The organism is Lonsdalea quercina subsp. quercina, assembly GCF_000688655.1.
GTDB lineage: Bacteria > Pseudomonadota > Gammaproteobacteria > Enterobacterales > Enterobacteriaceae > Lonsdalea > Lonsdalea quercina.
This window is the reverse complement of the sequence record NZ_JIBO01000016.1, coordinates 1-23,675: the sequence shown is the minus strand read 5'-3', so window position 1 is coordinate 23,675 and position 23,675 is coordinate 1. Positions and strand designations below refer to the sequence as shown.

At 55.3% G+C, this 23,675-nt stretch carries 20 protein-coding genes, 2 rRNA genes and 2 pseudogenes; 20 read left to right on the top strand and 4 right to left on the bottom strand.

What is annotated here, in order from left to right; translation table 11 throughout:
• Positions 1 to 5: 5 nt before the first annotated feature.
• Positions 6 to 1,946: an RNase E specificity factor CsrD gene (csrD, locus tag RZ35_RS14565; protein ID WP_026743980.1), complete on the bottom strand. Its 1,941-nt coding sequence runs from the start codon at positions 1,944 to 1,946 to the stop codon at positions 6 to 8.
• 163 nt (positions 1,947 to 2,109) lie between these two features.
• Between csrD and acuI the strand changes: the two genes are divergently transcribed.
• The 13 genes from acuI (at position 2,110) to RZ35_RS14500 (ending at position 13,767) form a co-directional block, all read left to right on the top strand.
• Positions 2,110 to 3,087, top strand: a complete 978-nt coding sequence (gene acuI, locus RZ35_RS14560; protein WP_026743979.1) for an acrylyl-CoA reductase (NADPH) — start codon at positions 2,110 to 2,112, stop codon at positions 3,085 to 3,087.
• A 343-nt stretch (positions 3,088 to 3,430) separates the two neighbouring features.
• On the top strand, positions 3,431 to 4,432 hold the full coding sequence (gene msrP / locus RZ35_RS14555; RefSeq protein ID WP_026743978.1) for a protein-methionine-sulfoxide reductase catalytic subunit MsrP: 1,002 nt from the start codon (positions 3,431 to 3,433) through the stop codon (positions 4,430 to 4,432).
• A gap of 34 nt (positions 4,433 to 4,466) precedes the next feature.
• On the top strand, positions 4,467 to 5,066 hold the full coding sequence (gene msrQ, locus RZ35_RS14550) for a protein-methionine-sulfoxide reductase heme-binding subunit MsrQ (protein ID WP_026743977.1): 600 nt from the start codon (positions 4,467 to 4,469) through the stop codon (positions 5,064 to 5,066).
• Between the two features lie 229 nt (positions 5,067 to 5,295).
• Positions 5,296 to 5,748: a type II 3-dehydroquinate dehydratase gene (gene aroQ / locus RZ35_RS14545; RefSeq protein ID WP_026743976.1), complete on the top strand. Its 453-nt coding sequence runs from the start codon at positions 5,296 to 5,298 to the stop codon at positions 5,746 to 5,748.
• A 21-nt stretch (positions 5,749 to 5,769) separates the two neighbouring features.
• Positions 5,770 to 6,234: an acetyl-CoA carboxylase biotin carboxyl carrier protein gene (gene accB / locus RZ35_RS14540; protein ID WP_026743975.1), complete on the top strand. Its 465-nt coding sequence runs from the start codon at positions 5,770 to 5,772 to the stop codon at positions 6,232 to 6,234.
• An 11-nt stretch (positions 6,235 to 6,245) separates the two neighbouring features.
• Positions 6,246 to 7,589: an acetyl-CoA carboxylase biotin carboxylase subunit gene (gene accC / locus RZ35_RS14535; RefSeq protein ID WP_026743974.1), complete on the top strand. Its 1,344-nt coding sequence runs from the start codon at positions 6,246 to 6,248 to the stop codon at positions 7,587 to 7,589.
• 268 nt (positions 7,590 to 7,857) lie between these two features.
• A complete protein-coding gene (locus tag RZ35_RS14530; RefSeq protein ID WP_026743973.1) occupies positions 7,858 to 8,097 on the top strand; it encodes a YhdT family protein in 240 nt (79 codons plus the stop codon).
• Positions 8,090 to 9,541 (top strand): sodium/pantothenate symporter, encoded by a 1,452-nt coding sequence (gene panF, locus RZ35_RS14525; RefSeq protein WP_026743972.1) that lies wholly within the window; start codon positions 8,090 to 8,092, stop codon positions 9,539 to 9,541. The genes RZ35_RS14530 and panF overlap by 8 nt, the downstream gene beginning before the upstream one ends.
• A gap of 9 nt (positions 9,542 to 9,550) precedes the next feature.
• Positions 9,551 to 10,438: a 50S ribosomal protein L11 methyltransferase gene (prmA, locus tag RZ35_RS14520; RefSeq protein ID WP_026743971.1), complete on the top strand. Its 888-nt coding sequence runs from the start codon at positions 9,551 to 9,553 to the stop codon at positions 10,436 to 10,438.
• A gap of 521 nt (positions 10,439 to 10,959) precedes the next feature.
• Entirely contained in the window at positions 10,960 to 11,571 is a 612-nt protein-coding gene (locus RZ35_RS18695) for an alpha/beta hydrolase family protein (RefSeq protein ID WP_455709717.1), read from the top strand.
• Between the two features lie 372 nt (positions 11,572 to 11,943).
• Positions 11,944 to 12,909: a tRNA dihydrouridine synthase DusB gene (dusB, locus tag RZ35_RS14510; protein WP_036153551.1), complete on the top strand. Its 966-nt coding sequence runs from the start codon at positions 11,944 to 11,946 to the stop codon at positions 12,907 to 12,909.
• Positions 12,910 to 12,932: 23 nt separating this feature from the next.
• Complete coding sequence (fis, locus tag RZ35_RS14505) at positions 12,933 to 13,229, top strand: DNA-binding transcriptional regulator Fis (RefSeq protein WP_012883002.1); 297 nt, start codon at positions 12,933 to 12,935, stop codon at positions 13,227 to 13,229.
• A gap of 196 nt (positions 13,230 to 13,425) precedes the next feature.
• A complete protein-coding gene (locus RZ35_RS14500; protein WP_026743968.1) occupies positions 13,426 to 13,767 on the top strand; it encodes a YkvA family protein in 342 nt (113 codons plus the stop codon).
• Positions 13,768 to 13,870: 103 nt separating this feature from the next.
• On the opposite strand, the gene RZ35_RS14495 is transcribed toward RZ35_RS14500, so the two are convergent.
• Positions 13,871 to 14,320: an RcnB family protein gene (locus tag RZ35_RS14495; protein ID WP_026743967.1), complete on the bottom strand. Its 450-nt coding sequence runs from the start codon at positions 14,318 to 14,320 to the stop codon at positions 13,871 to 13,873.
• A gap of 1,771 nt (positions 14,321 to 16,091) precedes the next feature.
• On the opposite strand from RZ35_RS14495, the gene RZ35_RS14485 reads away from it, so the two are divergent.
• From RZ35_RS14485 to RZ35_RS14460, 7 genes and pseudogenes are all read left to right on the top strand, one after another.
• Positions 16,092 to 16,862 carry an amino acid ABC transporter substrate-binding protein gene (locus tag RZ35_RS14485; RefSeq protein ID WP_026743965.1) on the top strand — a complete coding sequence of 257 codons (771 nt, stop codon included), beginning with the start codon at positions 16,092 to 16,094 and terminating at the stop codon, positions 16,860 to 16,862.
• A gap of 23 nt (positions 16,863 to 16,885) precedes the next feature.
• Positions 16,886 to 17,551 carry an amino acid ABC transporter permease gene (locus tag RZ35_RS14480; RefSeq protein WP_026743964.1) on the top strand — a complete coding sequence of 222 codons (666 nt, stop codon included), beginning with the start codon at positions 16,886 to 16,888 and terminating at the stop codon, positions 17,549 to 17,551.
• 459 nt (positions 17,552 to 18,010) lie between these two features.
• Positions 18,011 to 19,036 carry an amino acid ABC transporter substrate-binding protein gene (locus tag RZ35_RS14475; RefSeq protein ID WP_026743963.1) on the top strand — a complete coding sequence of 342 codons (1,026 nt, stop codon included), beginning with the start codon at positions 18,011 to 18,013 and terminating at the stop codon, positions 19,034 to 19,036.
• A 66-nt stretch (positions 19,037 to 19,102) separates the two neighbouring features.
• Positions 19,103 to 19,655: pseudogene (locus RZ35_RS18630) on the top strand (ABC transporter permease subunit); the annotation flags it as partial.
• Positions 19,656 to 19,726: 71 nt separating this feature from the next.
• Positions 19,727 to 20,281 (top strand): annotated as a pseudogene (locus RZ35_RS18625) (ABC transporter permease subunit); the annotation flags it as partial.
• A gap of 15 nt (positions 20,282 to 20,296) precedes the next feature.
• Positions 20,297 to 21,385, top strand: a complete 1,089-nt coding sequence (locus RZ35_RS14465) for an amino acid ABC transporter permease (protein ID WP_036153549.1) — start codon at positions 20,297 to 20,299, stop codon at positions 21,383 to 21,385.
• An 8-nt stretch (positions 21,386 to 21,393) separates the two neighbouring features.
• Positions 21,394 to 22,155: an amino acid ABC transporter ATP-binding protein gene (locus RZ35_RS14460; RefSeq protein WP_026743960.1), complete on the top strand. Its 762-nt coding sequence runs from the start codon at positions 21,394 to 21,396 to the stop codon at positions 22,153 to 22,155.
• A gap of 165 nt (positions 22,156 to 22,320) precedes the next feature.
• On the opposite strand, the gene rrf is transcribed toward RZ35_RS14460, so the two are convergent.
• Both rrf and RZ35_RS14450 read right to left on the bottom strand, forming a co-directional pair.
• Positions 22,321 to 22,436: ribosomal RNA gene (gene rrf / locus RZ35_RS14455) — 5S ribosomal RNA — on the bottom strand.
• Positions 22,437 to 22,541: 105 nt separating this feature from the next.
• A 23S ribosomal RNA gene (locus tag RZ35_RS14450) occupies positions 22,542 to 23,675 on the bottom strand; the annotation flags it as partial.

The following is a 23,675-nucleotide window of genomic DNA, read 5'->3' as shown; positions in this document are numbered from 1 at the left end:
TCATATTAAACATGGAACTGCTGTGAATATTTTTTCAGCGTATTCCCGACGGACGCCGAGTTGGCAAACAATGCGCCCTGACCACCGCGAACCCCCTTATCCAATAACGTCAGCCACTCTTCGCGGGTACGAACGCTGACGGCGCAAACGCGCGTCTTCGTACCGACGCAGGCTTCGGTCAGGCTGTGGATCAATAGCTGGTTCTCCGGATGCTGATCGACCCCGCGCACCAACGCCGGATGCAGTTTGATCACCTCGACCGGCAGTGACTTGATATAGTCGCTGCTCACCAGCGTCAGACCAGCCTGCGCCACCACCAACCGACAGCCCAGCCCGGTCAGTTCGGCAATCACCGGACGCAAACGGCCGAGGTACTGACACACGTCGGCCTCGGCCAGTTCCAGCAGCAGACGAGAACGCTGTTCGTGAGCACTCTGTTGCAGCGCTTCGCATAACCACCTCAGGAATGAAGGCTGTAGCAGGGAATCCACGGTAATAGGGATTGCCAGCGTAACGTCGGTATCACCCGCTATCAGCGCGAGCGTGCGGGTCACCAGCAACCGTTCGTAGCTGGCGGTGAGACCGAGCTGGCGCACCAGCGGCATATACTCTGCTTCCAGTAATTCCTGCGTGCCATCGTCGATACGGCTGCTTAGCTCGTAGTGATGCACCCTGCCTTCACTGGTGATTGCCGGTTTTTGGTAGAGACGCGGGCCGCCGCGCGACAGCGTGTCTTCCAGCAACGTGCGCCACTTCACGCTCCCCCGTCCTTTTTCCGGCACGCGACGGTCAAAAACGCACCAGCCGCTGCCACCTTGCAATACGGCATGACGGGTTGCGTCTTCCACATTCTCAATCACCTGATCCACCCGCTGACCGCCGCGGTAGGCGCAGATGCCAATATGCAAAATATCGTCTTTATCAATGCAAGACGGCGCGGGCAGGCGCTCAGCGTCCCGCACCATCTGCGCCGCGACGCCTTCCGCCTCCTTCAACGTTCGATGCGGCAGCAGCACCGCGAGATCGCTGTGGTGATAGCGGGCCACCAGCACAGCCGGATAGCGGTGAACGAACAAAGCAAGCTGATTAATCAGGGCCGTGCAGTATTCCGCCAGCGAGCTGTCATAACCGTGAGTGCCATGCAACGTGTCGAAATCCGGTAGTCGGACCATCATCACCACGCCGTGAGTGCCAACGGACTCCGGATCTTCCAGCTGTGTCGCCAGTTGGTTATCGAAGAAAAACCGGTTATTTAAACCGGTTTCCGCATCCTGTGCGACAAAGGCGCGGATCAGTGTATCCACTCGACCTTTGGCTTCCCGTGCTTCCACCAGATCGCCCAACAGCTTGTCGAGCGCGCCGCTGACGCTGACCGGCCATTCGCGACCAGAGCCGGACGGCACCACTTCGCTGTCGCCGTAGAGAATGCGCTCCGCGCGCGCTTCAAGCCGCTCCTGCCCAGCCATCTGCCGCCGCAGCCAGCGCACGGCATAAAAGATGGCGATCGACATCACCAGCATCACCGCCATGACGGACAGAAACGAAAACAGATAACGGGGGGAGCCCATCAGCGGATCGACGTAGATCATTTTCAGCGAAATATTGGGATGCTGCATGAGCGACATCTGCGCCCGGCGATACATAATCGTCCGGTCATCGGGCTTGTCTTCCCGCAGGCTGACGACATCGCTGCTGTCCTGCCCCTGCTGGATCTCCAGCTCGACGATCCCCAGGCTCCTCATCACCGGCGGCAGCCACGCTGCGATCTCGCTGGGCGAGTTCGCCAGCAGGGCCTGATCGACGCTGGTCGCCACCGCTTTAAGTTGGTGCTCCATGCGTTTCTGGCTGTAGTAAATGAAGCTGGAGATACTGCTGACGAACATTAGCGCAATCGCCAACAGGGTCAGCGTCGTCATCAGCATGGAAAGTTTGGTGGTCAATCTCATCCTTGGGTCTTTTACTCCTAGGCCTTATAACCGAATAAATGCGGCAGCGGCACAGCCGCCTGCTCCTTGCGGTTTATCAGTGCATGTCATGTCTATTACCAATATAGTCATTACCTGACTTCCCTCTACCCATTTGTTCGATCTCTGATAAGGAGGTAATGCAATGCAGGCTCTGATTCTCGAACAGCACCAGGGTAAAACGGTGCCTGAAGTCCGCACCATCGACCCGACGCAACTGCCGGAAGGGAACGTGACCGTCGATGTATCCTGGTCGAGCATCAACTATAAAGATGCGCTGGCTATCACAGGCCAAGGAAAAATTGTCCGCCAGTTTCCCATGATACCCGGCATTGACTTCGCGGGAACCGTACACCGCAGCGACGACGACGCTTTCGTCGTCGGGCAGTCCGTGATTCTGACCGGCTGGGGCGTCGGGGAGAATCATTGGGGCGGACTCGCGCAGTCGGCTCGGGTGAAAAGCGACTGGCTGGTCGCGCTGCCTGAAGGACTCTCGACACGTCAGGCCATGATCATTGGCACCGCAGGATTTACCGCCATGCTGTGCGTCATGGCATTGGAAGAAGGCGGCGTCACGCCTGCAGACGGCGAGATTATCGTCACCGGCGCCAGCGGCGGCGTGGGCAGCACCGCCATTGCGCTGCTTCATGCGCTAGGGTATCAGGTGACCGCGCTGAGCGGACGGACGGAAAACGCCGATTACCTGCGGCAACTGGGCGCAGGNCAGGTGCTCGACCGACAGGAATTTACCACCGCGCCGCGTCCACTGGAGAAACAGCGCTGGGCCGGCGCTATCGATACCGTGGGTGATAACGTGCTGGCGACCCTGCTGGCGCAGATGAATTATGGCGCAACGGTCGCCGCTTGCGGTCTGGCCGGAGGCATCGCGCTGCCGACGACCGTCATGCCGTTCATTCTGCGCAACGTGCGGCTACAGGGCGTGGATTCGGTCATGGCGCCGCCGCCGCGCCGACAAAAGGCCTGGGAACGGCTGGCCGAACTGCTGCCCGCCTCGTTCTATCACCAGGTCGTCAAAGAGATCCGGTTGACAGAGGTGCCCGCCGCCGCCGCCGATCTCATCGCTAACCGGGTGACGGGCCGTACTCTGGTGAAGCTGCGTTAAACCCGCCAGGGCTATTCTTTTTAGACCATCCCTATTCGGGTGGTCTCTTCGCATGACGCTCAGACAGAGAAAAATTTTCTTTATTGCACGGAATCTCTCCGCGGCGGAATCATCTATATATTAAGAACCGCCTCATTTGGACCCTGCTAGCGATCCCTTTGACGATGAGCCGTGCGCAAACGGTTTAGAGACACCGGATATAACCCCGTTGACTCGCGGAGTTCGCCCCCCTTTTCTTACGGCCGCGCCCATCACGCCGACAGAAATAGGCCCAAGCCATACCGTGGTACACCAGTTGAACGCCGCGCATCGAGTCACCACACAGGCATAAAGGCGGAATACCATGAAAAAAAATCGCACGCCGACCGAAGCAGATGTCACGCCGGAAGCCCTGTTCCACCAGCGTCGCCAACTGCTGAAGTTTCTGGGCATCTCCACCGCAGCCCTCTCGTTACCGCTGTCCGCGCAGGCGGACTTGCTGTCCTGGCTCAAAGGCGGAGAAAGGCCTAAAGCCCCGCCGGGCAAACCGCTGACCTTCAATCAGCCGCCGAACTGGCGCTTGGATCTGCCGCTCACGCCGGAAGACAAAGTCATCGGTTACAACAACTTTTACGAGTTCGGACTGGATAAGGCGGACCCGGCGGCCAACGCGGGCGGCCTGAAAACCGAAGACTGGAAAATCGAGATCGACGGCGAAGTCGCCAAAGCCATCACGCTGGATATGGACGACATTCTCAAGCGCTTCCCGCTGGAAGAACGCATCTATCGATTCCGCTGCGTTGAGGCCTGGTCGATGGTTGTGCCCTGGATCGGCTTTCCGCTTTCTCGACTTATCGCATTCGCNAATCCTACCGGCAACGCGCGCTATGTCGCGTTTCAGACGCTCTACGATCCTGAACAGATGCCGGGACAAAAGGACAGCTTTATCGGCGGGGGACTGAATTACCCTTACGTCGAAGGGCTGCGGATGGATGAAGCGATGAACCCGCTGACGCTGATGGCCGTGGGCGTTTACGGCAAAACGCTGCCGCCGCAAAACGGCGCGCCGCTGAGGCTGATGGCGCCGTGGAAATACGGATTCAAAAACATTAAATCCATCGTGAAAATCCGCTTCACGCACGAACGACCTCCCTCGNCCTGGAACTTATCGGCGCCGAACGAATATGGTTTTTATGCCAACGTGAACCCGCACGTGGACCATCCACGCTGGTCGCAGGCGACGGAACGGGTGATCGGCGCGGGCGGTATTCTCGATGTGCAGCGGCAACCGACCCTGCTGTTCAACGGGTATGCAGACGAGGTGGCCTCGTTGTACCGCGGTCTGGATTTGCGGGCGAACTTCTAAATTATTCGAGCCCAACACGTGGAGTCAGCGTCGAATGCGTTTGCACCCCCGACACCTGTTTTGGATTAAGGTACTGATTCATCTGGCGGGAATATTGCCGCTACTGTGGCTGTTTCTGACCGCGAACCAGGGATGGCTGAGCGCCGATCCGGCGAAGGATATCCAGCATTTTACCGGCAGAATCGCGCTGAAATGGCTATTGGCCGCCCTGGCGATAGCGCCGTTGGCGCGCTATGGCAAACAGCCGCTGCTAATCCGCTGTCGACGGCCCGTCGGCCTGTGGTGCTTCGCCTGGGCGACGCTGCATCTGACGAGCTACGCGCTGTTGGAATGGGGACTCAGTCACCTTTCGCTGCTGGTCAGCGAGCTTTTCTCCCGCCCCTATCTCACGCTCGGCATTGTCAGCTGGATATTCCTGCTGGCGCTGGCGCTGACGTCCACGCAGGCCATGATGCGCAAGTTGGGATCTCGCTGGCAAAAATTGCATAACACGCTTTATCTCGTCGCTATTCTTGCCCCTATCCACTACATTTGGTCGGTTAAAACGTTGTCTCCGCAACCTATTTTCTATACTCTTCTCGCCCTCATTTTGTTACTGATGCGTTATAAAAAATTTCGCCAGTGGTGGCGCTGAAGCTCCGGGGTCTAGCGGTGTGATAAAAGCGCCGAAACGGGGCGGAAAGGAAGCTGAGATGAATATCTCCGCAGATAAAGCCACTATATGGCTGCTAATTGCAACGAAATGATTATAATGCACGACTTTGTTTTTAGGCATCGGACAATTTGCGCCTAGAAAGGTGACAAACGAATAGCTTCGCGCTATTTTGTGCAGCACCAAGCGAATCGCGGGAGATAGCAGCATAATGGTAGATAAGTTCAACATTTTGCTTTTGAACGGTCCGAATCTGAATCTTCTGGGCGCCCGCGAGCCTGAGAAGTATGGCCGTACCACGTTGACGGAAATCGTTAACGGATTGGAACAAGAAGCACTGGCGCTGAACGTTCAGCTGTCGCATCTGCAGTCCAACGCAGAGCACACGCTGATCGACCGCATTCATCAGGCCAGAGGCAACACCGACTTCATTCTGATCAACCCAGCGGCGTATACCCATACCAGCGTTGCGCTGCGGGATGCGCTGCTGGCGGTCGCCATCCCCTTTATCGAAATTCATCTGTCTAACGTGCATGCGCGTGAACCCTTCCGCCACCACTCCTATCTGTCCGATGTGGCAGTCGGGGTCATTTGTGGCCTGGGTGCAGATGGTTATAGCTACGCTTTACAGACGGCCGTAAAACGCCTGTCAATTTCCAATTAACAAGAGTACGGAACCCCATTCATGGATATTCGTAAAATCAAGAAACTGATTGAACTGGTTGAAGAATCCGGCATCGCCGAACTGGAAATTTCCGAAGGTGAAGAGTCAGTACGCATCAGCCGTTCCCCCGCTGCACAGCCCTATCCGATGATGCAGCAGGCCTATGCGCCGATGCAGCCTCAGCCTGCACTGACCGCTACCGTGGCCGAAACGCCGGTAGCCGAAGTCGCCGCAGCNCCCGCCGCAATCAGCGGTCACATCGTACGTTCGCCGATGGTAGGGACGTTCTACCGTACGCCAAGCCCGGAAGCGAAAGCGTTTGTGGAAGTCGGCCAGCAGGTTAACGTCGGCGATACGCTGTGCATCGTCGAAGCCATGAAAATGATGAACCAAATCGAAGCAGATAAAGCAGGCGTGGTGAAAGCCATTCTGTTGGAAAGCGGTNAACCGGTTGAATTTGACGAGCCGCTGGTTGTCATCGAATAACGGGGCGTACCATGCTAGATAAAATTGTTATCGCTAACCGTGGTGAGATCGCGTTGCGTATTTTGCGTGCCTGCAAAGAGCTGGGCATCAAAACCGTCGCCGTGCACTCCACGGCGGATCGCGACCTGAAACACGTATTGCTGGCTGACGAAACGGTGTGCATCGGCCCTGCGCCGTCCACCAAAAGCTACCTGAACATTCCCGCATTGATCTCCGCCGCTGAAATTACCGGCGCGGTGGCCATCCACCCCGGTTACGGCTTCTTGTCCGAAAACGCCGACTTCGCCGAACAGGTTGAGCGCTCCGGCTTTATCTTTATCGGCCCTCGCGCTGACACCATTCGCCTGATGGGCGATAAAGTGTCCGCGATCAGCGCGATGAAAAAAGCCGGCGTTCCCTGCGTTCCTGGTTCCGATGGTCCTCTGGGCGACGATATGGAAAAGAACCGCGCCTTTGCTAAACGCATCGGTTACCCGGTGATTATCAAAGCTTCCGGCGGCGGCGGCGGACGCGGTATGCGCGTCGTCCGCAGCGATAAAGAGCTGGAACAGTCCATTTCCATGACCAAGGCGGAAGCCAAGGCCGCGTTCAACAACGATATGGTCTACATGGAAAAATACCTGGAAAACCCACGCCACGTGGAAATTCAGGTACTGGCGGACGGTCAGGGCCAGGCGATCTATCTGGCTGAGCGTGACTGCTCCATGCAGCGTCGCCACCAGAAAGTGCTGGAAGAAGCGCCAGCGCCGGGCATCACCAGCGAACTGCGCCGTTACATCGGCGAACGCTGCGCCAAGGCCTGCGTGGACATCAACTATCGCGGCGCCGGTACGTTCGAATTCCTGTATGAAAACGGCGAATTCTATTTCATAGAAATGAACACCCGTATTCAGGTGGAACATCCCGTCACCGAAATGGTCACTGGCGTGGACCTGATCAAAGAGCAGCTGCGCATCGCCGCCGGTCTGCCGCTGTCGATCAAACAGGAAGAAGTGCATGTCCGCGGCCATGCGGTCGAGTGTCGTATCAATGCGGAAGACCCCAACACCTTCCTGCCTAGTCCGGGNAAAATCACGCGTTTCCACGCGCCGGGCGGTTTTGGCGTTCGTTGGGAATCGCACATCTATGCAGGCTATACCGTGCCTCCTTATTACGACTCCATGATCGGCAAGCTGATTACCTATGGCGAAAGCCGCGACGTGGCGATCTCCCGTATGCGTAATGCGCTGGCGGAACTGATCATCGACGGCATCAAGACGAACATCGAGCTGCAGTTGAAGATCCTGAACGACGAAAACTTCCAGCATGGTGGCACCAACATCCACTATCTGGAGAAGAAACTCGGCCTGCAGTAACACGCCGCAGACGAGATAAAGGCCGGTCGATCGCTTTCAGGCAGTCGACCGGCCTTGTCTTTTCGCCCCCGTGATAAAAGATAAAAATAACGAGTATTCAGTCGATTACTGCTTTTTCTGCATCCTTCCCGCATTCAGAAACGCACCGGTTTATCTCCAGCTATCCGCACCTGAACGTGAATTCCTGCTAGGCAATGCGCTCACATACCGTAAAATCCCCTGTTTTGCACACGCTTACTGATGAATACCAATTGGGTTGTATAACAAGATGGATAAACGTTTTCTTCAGGCACACCGGGAAGCGCGCTGGGCGCTCGGCCTGACGCTGGGTTACCTGCTGCTGTGGATTGCCGCCGCGTATCTGCCAGGTAACGAATCCGGCATCACCGGACTGCCGCACTGGTTCGAGATGTCGTGCCTGCTGCTGCCGCTGGCCTTCATCATTCTATGCTGGCTGATGGTCCGCCATCTGTTCCGCGATATCTCGCTGGAGGATGAGGATGCATAGCCAGATCGTCATTCCGCTGATCGCCTACCTGCTGCTGGTCTTCGGGCTGTCCGTTTACGCCTATACCCGCCGCCAGCAAGGCAATTTCCTGCGTGAATATTTTCTCGGCAACCGATCGATGGGCGGCTTCGTGCTGGCCATGACATTGATTGGGACCTACGTGAGCGCCAGCTCTTTCATCGGCGGTCCCGGCGCCGCTTATAAATATGGACTTGGCTGGGTACTGCTGGCGATGATCCAGGNGCCGACCATGCTGCTCTCGCTCAGCATTCTGGGAAAAAAGTTCGCGATTCTGGCGCGGCGCTATAACGCGATCACGCTCAACGATATGTTATACGCCCGCTACGGCAGTCGGCTGCTGGTCTGGTTCGCCAGCCTCAGTCTTCTGGTCGCCTTCATCGGCGCCATGGCCGTACAGTTTATCGGCGGGGCTCGTCTGCTCGAAACCGCGGTCGGCATTCCTTATGACACCGGGCTGTTGATCTTCGGCGTCACCATCGCGCTGTATACCGCTTTCGGCGGCTTCCGGGCCAGCGTGCTCAATGACGCCATGCAGGGCATCGTGATGTTGGTGGGGACGTTGCTGCTGGTGGTCGGCGTGATTTATGCCGCGGGCGGCCTGCCCGTCGCAGTGGAAAAACTGCGTCATATCGACCCGGCGCTGGTCTCTCCGCACGGTCCCGGCGATGTGCTGTCCGGACCGTTCATGACCTCGTTCTGGCTGCTGGTGTGCTTTGGCGTTATCGGCCTGCCGAACACGGCGGTACGCTGTATCTCCTATCGGGACAGTAAAGCGCTGCACCGCGGCATCATCATCGGCACCCTCGTCATTACCGTTCTGATGCTCGGCATGCATCTGGCAGGAGCATTGGGGAGAGCGATTCTGCCCAACCTCACTATCCCCGACCAGGTTCTGCCTGAGCTGATGATCGCCGTTCTGCCTCCGCTGGCCGCCGGTATTTTTCTGGCGGCGCCGATGGCGGCGATTATGTCCAACATCAATGCGCATTTGCTGCAGGCATCGGCCACCATCGTCAAAGATTTGTATCTCAGCGTCCGCCCTCAGCGGGCCAGCAACGAAAGATACATCAAACACCTGTCCAGCCTGACCACGCTGGTGCTGGGACTGTTGGTGCTGCTGGCCTCCTGGCGACCGCCTGAAATGATTATCTGGCTCAATCTGCTGGCGTTCGGCGGACTGGAGGCCGTGTTCCTGTGGCCGCTGGTACTGGGACTGTACTGGGAACGCGCCAACGCGACGGGCGCGCTGTGCGCCATGATAGGGGGTGCGCTCTGTTATACCCTGCTGGCCAGCTTCAAGATCCAATGGGGCGGATTTCATCCGATCGTCCCCGCACTGGCATTAAGCCTGCTGGCATTTATTATTGGTAACCGGTTCGGGCACGCCGCGCCCGCCGCCGTTACTTCATCCGACGTTAAGTAAGAGGCCGTTATGCCGTGGATTCAACTCAAAATTAATACTTCCGGCGCACATGCCGAACCCCTGGGAGACGCGCTGGTCGAAAGCGGCGCGGTGTCCGTCACCTTTCAGGACACTCATGACACGCCGGTGTTCGAGCCGCTGCCGGGCGAAACGCGCCTGTGGGGCGATACCGACGTGATCGGTCTGTACGACGCCGAGACCGACATGAAGGCCGTCGTCGCGATCCTGGAACAGGAACCGCTGCTGGGCGCGGGTTTCAAACACAAAATCGAGCAGTTAGAAGATAAAGACTGGGAACGTGAATGGATGGATAATTTCCATCCGATGCAGTTCGGCAAGCGCTTGTGGATTTGCCCCAGCTGGCGTGATATCCCCGATCCGGAGGCGGTCAACGTGATGCTGGACCCCGGTCTGGCCTTCGGCACCGGCACGCATCCTACCACCGCGCTGTGCCTGCAATGGCTGGACGGTCTCGACCTGCAAGGGAAAACCGTCATCGACTTCGGCTGTGGCTCCGGCATTCTGGCCATCGCGGCGCTGAAGCTGGGCGCCGCCCGCGCCATCGGCATCGATATCGACCCGCAGGCCATTCAGGCCAGCCGCGATAATGCCCAGCGCAATGGCGTGTCCGAGCGTCTGGAGCTGTACCTGCCGCAAGACCAGCCGGAAGCGCTTTCCGCCGACGTCGTCGTCGCCAACATACTGGCAGGCCCTCTGCGGGAACTGGCTCCGCTGATCGGCGCATTACCTAATGCGGGTGGTCATCTGGGCCTCTCCGGCGTGCTAGCGACACAGGCCGCGAACGTATCAGAAGCCTATCAGGATAAGTTCACGCTGGATCCTGTGGCGGAAAAAGAAGAGTGGTGCCGAATTACCGGTATCAGAAAGGCGCTGTAAACGCGCCTGAAGCCTTGGCGGGACGCCATTCCGCGCGTTCCGCTTCTTTATCATTCCCTTCTCCTCACCGGTTTAACCACACACCGCATGACACAGTGGTAGTCAGGCTATTTGACGACAAAAGGAATATTGCAGTGATTTATAGCAACTTGAAACCCATTCTGCTGGCGGCGGGGCTGTTCGCCGCCGGGACATCCGCCGTTAGCGCGCACTATCCATTGAGCGATATCGATCTCTCGCAGGCTCGAGCCGGTTTTCAGACCGAGCTGGTCAAAGATACGCTGCAACCCGACGGCAAGGCTGAGACGCCGCCAGTGAAGCGGTATAAGACCGTACAATATCCGTCGCCCGTGGGTGAACTGGTCGCCTATCTGACGCCCGATCCCAAAGACGGCAAGCGACATCCGGCCGTGGTGTGGGCCCACGGAGGTTATGGCGGCATAGGAAGCTTCCTTTGGGAACCTCAGGACGCCGACAACGATCAAAGCGGTCGCGCATTCCCAGAGGCCGGCATCGTTACGATGATGCCAAGCTGGCGTGGAGAAAATGACAATCCCGGCAAGTTCGAGATGTTTTATGGCGAGATTAACGATTTACATGCCGCGAGAGACTATCTGGCTAAACTTCCTTACGTCGACCCCGACCGCATATATCTCNCCGGCCACAGCACAGGCGGGACGATGACGCTTTTGGGAAACGAGTATCAACATGGTTTCCGCGCAGCGTTTTCACTTGGGGGCGTGCCTGATTTAGAATTGAGATTGAGTCGCGGCCCCACCGCCGTCGGCCCATCCTTCAACACCCAAAATTCGCGTGAGTTTTACCTGCGCTCCCCTCGCACTTTTATCACGCACCTCAAATCGCCGACTTACTATTTTGAAGGCAGCGATAATTACTGGGAATATTCATTGCCCCAGATGGAGAAGGATGCACAAAACGCGGGCGTGTCCTTTCATGCCTATAGCGTGCCGCACGGCGACCACTTTTCTATCATCCTGCCGGTCACACGTCTCATTGCCCAAAAAATTCTGCGTGATACCGGGGAGCAGCCGGACATCGAATTTTCTCCCGCTGACATCGAACACATCAGCCACGAAATTGACGCGGCGATAGACGAAATCGACCAAGAATAGGAACCTGCCGCCACGGCAATGACAGAAATCAGGAGCATTCTAGTGCCGTCGCCAGACCGATAGAATGCTCCTCTTTCCACTGAATATGATGCATTTTTCACTACCAATTGCCTTCATTGCCCCATGAATCGCTCCCTGATGCCGCATCTTTACGGTCTTTTCACTTCTAATAAGCCCTTGTCGACTGCGTGGCCCACAGAGTGGGGATTCACATAACCACATGATATGTATCGTTAAAATGAAAATTTCTTTTGATGAAACGCCATTTTATTGATCTGTTCCGCGTAATTGCTCAAAGTTTGGCCTTTCCTATCGCGTGAAAAATGCGTAATATACGCGCCCTTGCAGACACAGTATGGTCACTCTTTGTCTATGCACATTGGACAATTTCAGCTTCCCAATCGTTTGATAGCCGCCCCGATGGCTGGTATTAGCGATCGCCCATTCAGAGCACTCTGTCACATGATGGGCGCTGGAATGACAGTGTCCGAAATGCTCTCTTCCAATCCGGAAGTGTGGCGTTCGGACAAGTCCCGCTTGCGCATGGTGCATAGCGATGAACCTGGTATCAGAGCCGTGCAGATTGCTGGCTGCGATCCAGGGGAGATGGCGGCGGCGGCCAGCATCAATGCTGAGTTCGGCGCGCAAATCATCGACATCAATATGGGATGTCCAGCCAAGAAAGTGAACCGCAAGATGGCGGGGTCTGCATTACTGCAGCATCCTGATCTGGTGAAACAGATTCTGACGGCGGTGGTGGAAGCGGTAGACGTACCGGTGACGCTGAAAATTCGTACGGGCTGGTCTCCAGAGCACCGCAACTGTGTACAAATTGCCAGATTGGCTGAAGATTGTGGTATCCAGGCTCTCACCATTCATGGACGAACACGTACGTGCTTGTTCAATGGCGAGGCCGAGTACGACAGCATTCGGACAGTTAAGCAGGCCGTCGGCATTCCCATCATTGCGAATGGCGACATTACTGACCCGCATAAAGCCAGAGCGGTTCTCGATTACACCGGGGCCGATGCCCTGATGATAGGNCGGGCCGCTCAGGGAAGACCCTGGATCTTTCGGGAAATCCAGCATTATCTGGACACAGGGGAGCTGCTGCCGCCGATGCCATTGGCAGAGGTGAAGCGCTTGCTGATCGGGCATATACGGGAATTGCATGACTTTTATGGTCCAGGCAAGGGATTCCGTATCGCTCGTAAGCACGTTTCCTGGTATCTCCAGGAACATGCCCCGGACGACCAGTTTAGGCGCACATTCAACGCCATTGAGGATGCCAGCGAACAGCTGGAGGCGTTGGAGGCATATTTTGAAAATCTTGCGTAAACAGAAAAAGAGCTGACAGAACTATGTTCGAACAACGCGTGAATTCTGACGTACTGACCGTTTCCACCGTAAACTCTCAGGCTCAGGTAACCCAAAAACCCCTGCGCGACTCGGTTAAACAGGCACTGAAGAACTATTTTGCTCAACTGAACGGTCAGGATGTGAATGACTTGTATGAGCTGGTACTGGCTGAAGTAGAGCAACCACTGTTGGACATGGTGATGCAATATACTCGCGGCAACCAGACCCGTGCAGCACTGATGATGGGTATCAACCGCGGCACTTTGCGTAAGAAACTGAAAAAATACGGCATGAACTGATAACGTTCGGCATCCGTATTTTCACAAGGCGTTGATGAACCATCATCAGCGCCTTTTTTGTGCCCTTTTCCCGCCGATTCGCCCTGCTCTTTGCCATAATGAAGTCATCCGCGTGACGCCAAACGTCGACCGATAGGACGACAATGAGAGACAGCAACACGCGATGAACAGAGCCACTGACCAGGAGCGAAAACCGATGGTAAATAAGTTCACTCAGGCAGACGATTTCAATGAAACGCGCTTTTGGACGAAAATAGTCGGCTACGCCAAAAAGGCCGGGCGCGAAGTGATTGAAAAAGCGCTATGGCTCTATTACGCCGCACAACGGCCTGATACGCCGGTATGGGCCAAAACGACCATCTACGCCGCTTTGGCTTACTTCGTCCTGCCCGTCGATGCCATTCCGGATGCGCTGCCGGTGGTGGGTTTCACAGACGATCTGGGCGTTCTTGCCGGGGCTATGGGCACCGTCAGCCTGTACATCAACGAAGAGGTCAAACGGCAGACCCGCGATAAACTCGCAGACTGGTTCGGCTAATCATCGACNCCGACGTTGTCGAACTGACAAGTCGCGCGGATAAGGGCGGGAGAAAAAAAGCGGGATAAGCGGTGCCGGAGACTCGCTCCGGCACTTGTTAACATTAATGTTGCAGGGCGCTGTTGAGAATAATCGAGGTGATCACACCCGTCGCGGCGGCAATCAGCACATAGTTGCCGTCGATGTAAGCCCAATGCTGGCCTGACGGCGGCTGTCTCAAGCCGCGAGCGCGCCAGTCGTTGACACGATAATCATTGCCGCGATAACGAGCCGGAGCCGGTTTGCCCCTTCTGAAATCGTGACCATGGGAGACAAAGTGGTCACGGTCGCCTCCGCGCTGTACGTGTGACTGCTGCCGGCCTGGTTCGCCATGTCCGCCGCGGTTCGCTTGACCGCCACGATTGCCGTCATGGCCGCCATGCTGCTGGCTTCCCGGTCCCTGCTGCCATTGCTTACCGTCCTGATGATCCGGACCCGCTGCAAAAGAAACGGTTGAGAGCAGGCTACTTGCGGTAAAAACCGTCATTACCATAGCCAACGTAATTTTTTTCATAACTGNCTTCCTCGAATGGTCCTGCCTTTAGTAAGCAGATTACACAGCACTATCGTCCACACTACGGCAGTCTTGAATAACGAAATGTCTTAAATCGTGCTTTCTTAACTAGTTTTACCCTGCTTATCGAATTCTTAACACATCAGCACACCTTCGCGTCATTTTCGCCCTTTCCCACCGCTCCACGTTCATACCCACAGTCTAGTCGATGAATATATCGCTCGGTTCCGCACGCCGCCCAACGTGAAATTCTCTCAATCACGTTGAGAGAATTTCATCTCATGAGGGGATTAGTTCCATGATAATCTCTGCCCACTAAAATAATTAATAAGGCATTTATATTCATGACAACCATTCAAACGCGACGCCCCCCCTTTCGTGCCGACGTAGTAGGAAGCTATCTTCGACCACAATATCTGCATGATGCCAGGGCACAATTTTCCCAGGGTAACCTTTCCGCCGACGCGCTTCGGGCCGTTGAAGACAAAGCGATCACCGAACTGGTCGATAAACAAAAAGCAGCCGGTTTGCAGGTGATTACCGACGGCGAATTCCGTCGTAGCTGGTGGCACCTCGATTTCATGTGGGGCCTTAACGGGGTGGAAAAAAAACTCATCGCCAAAGGCTACGCGTTTGCCGACAAGGAAACCCGTCCGGAAACCGCGCACCTCTCGGGTAAGATCTCCGGCGAGAACCATCCGTTCGTCGAACATTTTAAATTCCTGCTCCAGTTCGCAGAGCCTGGCATTATACCGCGACTGACCGTACCTTCCGCGGCACAGTTTCTGGCCGAGCTGCAGCGTCCTGACAATAAAGCCAAGACGCTGGAGTTTTACCCAACTGAAGATGCGCTGGTTCAGGATATCGCCAAGGCCTACCGAACCTTTATCACAGAGCTGTATGCGGCGGGATGCCGTAACCTACAGCTGGATGACTGCNCCTGGGGCATGCTGGTCGACCCGAAATTCGCGGGCGGCGGCGGCGCCGATACGCCGAACTCCACAAGCTGCGGCTGCGGGCATCACGCAGAACCGGTTGAAGGCAGCAAAGTACACACGCTGGCCGAGCTGTATCTGAAGGTCAACAATGCGAGCGTGGAAGGCGCGCCGGAAGATTTGGTGCTGACGACGCACGTGTGCCGCGGCAACTATGCCTCATCTTGGGCCGCCAGCGGTGGTTACCAGCCAGTAGCGAGCGTGCTGTTCGCCCGTGAAAATGTTTCCGCCTACTATCTCGAGTTCGATACCGAACGCGCTGGCGACTTCTCTCCGCTGGCTCAGGTGTCTGGCGATAAACAGGTGATTCTGGGGTTGATCTCTTCCAAGTTCGGCGAACTGGAAGACAAACAGGCGGTCATTGACCGCATCAAGGAAGCCTCCCAATTCATACCGCTGGAACGCCTGTGCCTCAGCACTCAGTGCGGCTTTGCCTCAACGGAAGAAGGCAACGAGATCACCGAAACGCAGCAGTGGGCGAAAATTGCGTTGGTCAAAGAGATCGCTGACGCCGTCTGGGGTTAACGGACAGCTCATCGCCATCACGCCAGGCTCGAAGGGACGGATTATCCGTCCCTTTTTCTTTATTTATCCTCACGCCAGCACCAACGGCTCCCCCGTTGTGGAAAAAACCGCCGCGCACCACTATATTTATGCTTTGTTGCTATAAACCATCACCTTATGTGATTAGCAATGCGTGGTGATATCACGTAGATTCTCGCCGCTCGGCCTCATAAGCATGCCGGTTGCTCTCTCCCGTCTTTGTAGGAACCACGATGAAAAAAATCAGCGTTGCATTACTGACTGGCGCGTTACTTGTCACCAGTGCTCTGGTACAGGCGCAGGACGATCTCAGCACCATTAAGGCCGCGGGGGTCATGAAATTCGGTACGGAAGGGACCTATGCTCCCTATACCTATCACGATAAATCGGGGAAATTGGTCGGTTTTGATGTGGAAATAGGCCGTGCAGTGGCCGAGAAAATCGGCGTTAAAGCCGAGTTCGTCGAAGGACGTTGGGACGGATTGATCGCCGGGCTGAGCGCAGGCCGCTATGACGCCGTCGTTAATCAGGTCGGTATCACGCCTGAACGTCAGGTGAAATTCGATTTCTCCAAACCCTATATTGATGCGAAGTCTGTGCTGGTTGTCCGCAACGACAACACCACGATCAAGACGTTTAAAGATCTCAAAGGTCATAAGTCCGCACAAAGTCTGACCAGTAATTATTCGAAGCTAGCGACGCGGTACGGCGCGGATATCGTCCCTACCGATGGGTTTAACCAATCGCTGGACCTGGTGATGAGCGGCCGCGCCGATGCGACGCTGAACGACAATCTGTCATTCCTCGACTTCAAAAAACAGAAGCCGGATGCGAAAGTCAAAGTCGCCGCCACCGCTGAAAGCGGCGATCCGTCCGCCATTCTGGTGCGTAAAGGACAAACCCCGCTGGTCGAGGCAATTAACCACGCGCTGGACCAGATGAAAGCGGATGGCACGTATAAAACGATTTCTGTGCGATACTTCGGGGAAGATGTTTCCCAGTAACCGCAAAGATATCGGAGTGTTAGATGCCACCCTGGCTACAACTTATGGCAGACTCCTTTTGGAGTCTGCTTTCTGCTGGACTGAAGTTCACCGTTCCCCTCGCCATTATCTCCTTCATTCTCGGGCTGGCGCTCGGGATCGTCGTCGCCTTGATCCGGCTTTACGGGCCTCGTCCGCTGAAATGGATTGCCGATTTTTACGTCTGGGTCATTCGCGGCACGCCGCTGCTGGTGCAGCTGTTTTTGATTTTTTATGGGCTACCCAGCGCCGGGATCACTCTGGACGCATTTCCAGCCGCGCTGATCGGTTTCACCCTTAATGTAGGGGCTTATAGTTCCGAGATTGTACGTGGAGCCATACTGTCCGTGCCTCAGGGACAGTGGAACGCCGCCTACTCGCTAGGCATGAAGGGAACTCAGGCTATTCGATGGGTCATTTTTCCCCAATCGGTATTTGTGTCCCTTCCCCCACTATCGAATACCTTTATCTCTCTGATCAAAGATACCTCGTTGGCTGCCGTCATCACCGTGCCGGAGATGTTTCTTGCCGCTCAGCGCATCGTCTCCGTCACCTATGAACCGCTCATTCTCTACGTCGAAGCCGCCATTATTTACCTTCTGTTTTGTACCATTCTCAGCAAAGCGCAGACGCGCTTGGAACGCTTTTATCAACGGCATAACGTTCGTTGACATGGCGCCCGGCCTTCCGCGATGCGGAGGGCCGAATAACTCCTTTATTTTACTGATATTCATCTCTTTCACCCGCCCGCCATAGTCTCGTCCTTCAACCCTACCCGCGCCGCTCATCCAGCAATTCAGTAACAAGTTGCACTAAAAAAGACAACAAACACCTTGGCGATGCACTGGTTAAGATCGCGGCATTCTGCTAAATCCGCCAATGAGGTCGTTTCGCACCAAATACAGGCAATTTTTTTGAGCGCCGTGATTATATTGGTGCAATACATTGCAAGTTTTGTGTCCTCCCTCACAAAACTCCCCGCCGTCAGCCAGAGAGCATCCGTCACGGATTGGCATTAGTTTTGCTTAATCACGTCACGGCCCAATATCCAAATGACGGCGCCGGCAGACAGGACGGACGCAACGCTGCGTCCATTACCACAGCACACAACTCATTAGGCACATAAGATGATGAAAAAATTGTTCATTTCTACGCTGGTCGCAGGCGCTTCTCTTCTGACGGCGATGCAACAGGCCCATGCTGGCGCCACGCTGGACGCCATACAGAAAAAAGGCTTTGTCCAATGCGGTATCAGCGATGGCTTGCCGGGTTTTTCCTATGCCGATGCCAGCGGCAAATATGCCGGTATTGATGTGGATGTTTGCAGGGGCGTCGCGGCTGCCGTTTTCGGCGATGCCGACAAGGTGAAATATACCCCGCTGACCGCCAAAGAACGTTTTACGGCGCTGCAGTCAGGCGAAGTGGACCTGCTGTCCCGCAACACGACATGGACCTCTTCGCGTGACGCGGGCATGGGCATGCTGTTCACCGGCGTCACCTATTATGACGGCATCGGTTTCCTGACCCACAACAAAGCCGGGCTGAAAAGCGCGACGGAGCTGGACGGCGCGACGGTGTGTATTCAGGCGGGGACCGATACCGAACTGAACGTCGCCGACTATTTCAAAACTCATGGCATGAAGTACACGCCGGTGACCTTCGACCGCTCCGATGAGAGCGCCAAAGCGCTGGAGTCCGGACGCTGCGACACGCTGTCTTCCGACCAGTCTCAGTTGTATGCATTGCGCATCAAATTGGCTAATCCCAACGAATACATCGTGCTGCCTGAAGTCATCTCCAAGGAACCGCTGGGACCGGTCGTTCGCCGTGGAGACGAAGAGTGGTTTTCCATCGTGCGCTGGAGCCTGTTCGCCATGCTGAACGCGGAAGAGATGGGGGTCACCTCTCAGAACGTCGACCAGATGCTGGCAAAACCGACAACACCGGATATGGCTCATCTGCTCGGCAAAGAAGGCAATTACGGAAAAGATCTCAAATTACCCGCTGACTGGGCCTACAAAATTATTAAACAGGTCGGTAACTACGGCGAAATATTTGAGCGCAACGTCGGTATGGGCAGCGAATTGAAAATCAAACGCGGACTGAACGAATTGTGGACCAATGGCGGTATTCAATACGCGCCCGCCGTTCGTTAATCCCCCAAGTAAATCGGGCACGGCCTTGTCGCCGTGCTCCCGTTTGACTGCTACCGAGGCTTCATCATGCTGCAACGCCCAACCGTAAAAGGTGATTTATCACTGACTAATCCTGCGGTGCGCGCCTGGCTGTACCAAATTATCGCTGTCGTCGTCGTACTGTCTTTCGCAGCCTATCTGTTGCACAACACCATTACTAATTTGGCGCAACGTGGCATTACGTCCGGCTTTGCTTTTCTGGATAACTCCGCAGGATTTGGTATTGTCCAGCATCTCATCGACTATCAGCAGGGCGATACGTACGCCCGCGTCTTCGTCGTCGGCTTGCTGAATACGCTGTTGGTGTCAGCCATCTGTATTGTCTGCGCTTCCTTGTTAGGATTTATGGTCGGTCTGGCCCGGCTGTCTGATAACTGGCTGCTCCGTAAGCTATCCACCTTCTATATCGAAACGTTCCGCAATATTCCGCCTCTGCTGCAGATCTTCTTCTGGTACTTTGCGGTACTACGCAATCTCCCGGGGCCTCGCCAGGCGGTTAGTACGCTGGATGCAGTGTTTTTGAGTAACCGCGGATTGTATATCCCGGCGGCGGATTTCGGGCCTGGCGCCCTTCCAGCCCTAATCGCCGTGGTTATTACCGCACTCGCGACCGTTCTCATCGTTCGCATAAATCAGCGCTATCACCTTGAAACTGGCGTCTATCGAAGAAACTGGCCGTGGCCATTGCTGATCCTTGCACTACTGCTGGGCTTGGCGCACATCACCTTTGGTGGTGCATTGAGCTGGGAACTCCCGGTATTGAGAGGGTTTAACTTCAACGGCGGTCTGGTCATGATCCCGGAACTCGCTGCGCTAGCGCTGGCGCTTTCAGTTTATACCTCCTCCTTCATTGCCGAAATCATCCGTTCTGGTATTCAATCGGTATCGCACGGCCAGCATGAAGCAGCGCTATCGCTTGGCCTGCCAAAAGCGATCACACTACGCAAGGTCATCCTGCCTCAAGCAATGCGCGTCATCATTCCGCCGCTGACCAGCCAGTACCTGAATATTGTGAAGAACTCCTCTCTCGCTGCTGCGATTGGTTACCCGGATATGGTGTCGCTGTTTGCCGGTACGGTCCTGAATCAGACCGGTCAAGCGATTGAGACGATTGCCATGACGATGTCGGTCTACCTGATTATCAGCCTGCTCATCTCGCTGCTGATGAATATCTATAACCGCAAAATCGCCTTAATTGAGCGCTAGAGGAGCAGGGTGAACATGATTTCACATACACCAAATCGCCCGATGCCTGTTAGCAGCGCCATCGCATGGGTTCGACGGAATTTGTTTTCCAGCCTCCCCAACAGCCTGCTGACCCTTTTCTGCCTTTGGCTGCTGTGGAAAGGGGTGCCGCCACTTCTGAACTGGGCGGTCTTCGACGCCAACTGGTTGGGCGCAACCCGCAATGACTGTACCCGCGAAGGGGCCTGCTGGGTGTTTATTCACGCCCGCTTCAGCCACTTTATGTATGGCCTCTACCCCACTGAAGAGATTTGGCGAATCAACTTCGCGCTGGTGCTGGCGCTGTTGAGCATTTTCCCCATGTTCTGGAAACAGGTGCCGCATCGCGGCCGTTATATCGCCGGATGGTGCATTGTCTACCCACTCATCGCCTGGGGGCTGCTGTCCGGCGGATTTGGNGGGATGCCTCACGTGGAAACACGCCAATGGGGCGGACTCACACTCACCATCATTATCGCCGCCGTGGGGATTGCGGGCGCTTTGCCGCTCGGGATCTTGCTGGCGCTGGGCCGACGCTCGGAAATGCCTATCGTCCGTATGCTATGCATTGGATTTATTGAATTCTGGCGTGGCGTACCGCTGATCACCGTGCTGTTCATGTCCTCGGTGATGCTGCCGCTGTTCCTGACGGAAGGGACTAACATAGACAAACTGTTACGCGCCTTAGTGGGAGTCATTCTGTTCCAATCCGCCTATGTGGCCGAAGTGGTACGAGGCGGCCTTCAAGCGTTGCCGAAAGGACAGTATGAAGCAGCACAGTCGCTGGCATTAGGCTATTGGCGGATGCAGTTTCTGGTCATCCTGCCTCAGGCGCTAAAAATGGTTATCCCCGGTCTGGTCAATACCATCATCTCGCTGTTCAAAGATACCAGTCTGGTAATCATCATCGGACTATTCGATCTGTTCAGCAGTATCCAGCAGGCCACAGTCGATCCCGCTTGGTTGGGCATGTCTACCGAAGGCTACGTCTTCGCCGCGCTGATCTATTGGATCTTCTGTTTCAGCATGTCGCGCTATAGCCAACATTTGGAAAAACGGTTTGATACCGGACATAAGTCTCATTGAGGTCATCCATGAATCAGAATGCGTTAACACAATCCGCTGACTACATGATTACGCTGGAAAACGTGAATAAGTGGTACGGTCATTTTCACGTACTTAAAGACATCAACCTTCAGGTGAAACAAGGTGAGCGTATTGTCCTATGTGGCCCGTCAGGTTCGGGAAAATCAACGACGATCCGCTGTATCAACCATCTGGAAGAACATCAGAAAGGACGAATTGTTGTCGATGGCATCGAGCTGAATAGCGACAGCCGCAACGTTGAAAAAATCAGAACGGAAGTTGGCATGGTGTTCCAACACTTCAATCTTTTCCCGCATCTCACCGTTTTGCAAAACTGTACGCTGGCACCTAACTGGGTACATCGCATACCGAAAAAAGAGGCCGATGCGCTGGCGATGCATTATCTGGAACGCGTGCGCATTTCGGCCCATGCGCATAAGTATCCAGGACAACTCTCCGGAGGCCAACAACAGCGTGTCGCTATCGCGCGTTCGCTGTGTATGAGACCCAAGATCATGCTGTTCGATGAGCCTACCTCGGCGTTAGATCCTGAAATGGTCAAAGAGGTGCTGGATACCATGCTTGGTTTGGCCGAAGACGGTATGACTATGCTGTGCGTCACCCATGAAATGGGATTCGCTCGCACAGTTGCTAACCGGGTGATCTTTATGGATCAGGGTGAGATCGTCGAACAGGCGCCGCCGGAGATCTTCTTCTCCAATCCGCGATCGGAACGTACTCAGTCTTTCCTGGCGCAGATTCTGCACTAACCATTTATTAAGGCTCATTCGTAGAATGAGCCTTAATTAGCTGTTTGGGCATAACAGTCTGGCCTGCCGGGCTGCCGATATCTNCCTTGCGGGGTGGNCGCTTTTTTCTTTTTCGCCCCAACGCAAAAACCCCCAGCTTGCGCTGAGGGTTTCTACTGATTTGATGCCTGGCAGTTCCCTACTCTCACATGGGGAGACCCCACACTACCATCGGCGCTACGGCGTTTCACTGCTGAGTTCGGCATGGGGNCAGGTGGGACCACCGCGCTATCGCCGCCAGGCAAATTCTGTTTCATTCCAGCCGTTACACCTCTTCCCGTGCAACCACCAGAACCAATCTTTGAACAAGCTGAATCTCGTCTCTCTAAAAACACCTTCGGTGTTGTAAGGTTAAGCCTCTCGGGTCATTAGTACTGGTTAGCTCAACGTATCGCTACGCTTACACATCCAGCCTATCTACGTCGTCGTCTTCAACGGCCCTTCAGGGGACTCAAGGTCCCAGGGAAGACTCATCTCGGGGCAAGTTTCCCGCTTAGATGCTTTCAGCGGTTATCTCTTCCGCACTTAGCTACCGGGCAATGCCATTGGCATGACAACCCGAACACCAGTGGTGCGTTCACTCCGGTCCTCTCGTACTAGGAGCAACCCCCCTCAATCTTCCAACGCCCACGGCAGATAGGGACCGAACTGTCTCACGACGTTCTAAACCCAGCTCGCGTACCACTTTAAACGGCGAACAGCCGTACCCTTGGGACCTACTTCAGCCCCAGGATGTGATGAGCCGACATCGAGGTGCCAAACACCGCCGTCGATATGAACTCTTGGGCGGTATCAGCCTGTTATCCCCGGAGTACCTTTTATCCGTTGAGCGATGGCCCTTCCATTCAGAACCACCGGATCACTAAGACCTGCTTTCGCACCTGCTCGAGCCGTCACTCTCGCAGTCAAGCTAGCTTATGCCTTTGCACTAACCTCCTGATGTCCGACCAGGATTAGCTAACCTTCGTGCTCCTCCGTTACTCTTTGGGAGGAGACCGCCCCAGTCAAACTACCCACCAGACACTGTCCGCAACCCCGGTCAGGGGCCCACGTTAGAACATCAAACATTAAAGGGTGGTATTTCAAGGTTGGCTCCATGCAGACTGGCGTCCACACTTCAAAGCCTCCCACCTATCCTACACATCAAGGCTCAAGGTTCAGTGTCAAGCTATAGTAAAGGTTCACGGGGTCTTTCCGTCTTGCCGCGGGTACACTGCATCTTCACAGCGAGTTCAATTTCACTGAGTCTCGGGTGGAGACAGCCTGGCCATCATTACGCCATTCGTGCAGGTCGGAACTTACCCGACAAGGAATTTCGCTACCTTAGGACCGTTATAGTTACGGCCGCCGTTTACCGGGGCTTCGATCAAGAGCTTCGCCTTGCGGCTGANCCCATCAATTAACCTTCCGGCACCGGGCAGGCGTCACACCGTATACGTCCACTTTCGTGTTTACACAGTGCTGTGTTTTTATTAAACAGT

Excerpts from the sequence above, each read along its gene's own strand:
- csrD (WP_026743980.1), bottom strand. The coding sequence starts at position 1,946 with ATGAGATTGACCACCAAACTTTCCATGCTGATGACGACGCTGACCCTG.
- msrQ (WP_026743977.1), top strand. The coding sequence starts at position 4,467 with ATGCGTTTGCACCCCCGACACCTGTTTTGGATTAAGGTACTGATTCAT.
- aroQ (WP_026743976.1), top strand. The coding sequence starts at position 5,296 with ATGGTAGATAAGTTCAACATTTTGCTTTTGAACGGTCCGAATCTGAAT.
- RZ35_RS14530 (WP_026743973.1), top strand. The coding sequence starts at position 7,858 with ATGGATAAACGTTTTCTTCAGGCACACCGGGAAGCGCGCTGGGCGCTC.
- prmA (WP_026743971.1), top strand. The coding sequence starts at position 9,551 with ATGCCGTGGATTCAACTCAAAATTAATACTTCCGGCGCACATGCCGAA.
- fis (WP_012883002.1), top strand. The coding sequence starts at position 12,933 with ATGTTCGAACAACGCGTGAATTCTGACGTACTGACCGTTTCCACCGTA.
- RZ35_RS14500 (WP_026743968.1), top strand. The coding sequence starts at position 13,426 with ATGGTAAATAAGTTCACTCAGGCAGACGATTTCAATGAAACGCGCTTT.
- RZ35_RS14495 (WP_026743967.1), bottom strand. The coding sequence starts at position 14,320 with ATGAAAAAAATTACGTTGGCTATGGTAATGACGGTTTTTACCGCAAGT.
- RZ35_RS14485 (WP_026743965.1), top strand. The coding sequence starts at position 16,092 with ATGAAAAAAATCAGCGTTGCATTACTGACTGGCGCGTTACTTGTCACC.
- RZ35_RS14480 (WP_026743964.1), top strand. The coding sequence starts at position 16,886 with ATGCCACCCTGGCTACAACTTATGGCAGACTCCTTTTGGAGTCTGCTT.
- RZ35_RS14475 (WP_026743963.1), top strand. The coding sequence starts at position 18,011 with ATGAAAAAATTGTTCATTTCTACGCTGGTCGCAGGCGCTTCTCTTCTG.
- RZ35_RS14460 (WP_026743960.1), top strand. The coding sequence starts at position 21,394 with ATGAATCAGAATGCGTTAACACAATCCGCTGACTACATGATTACGCTG.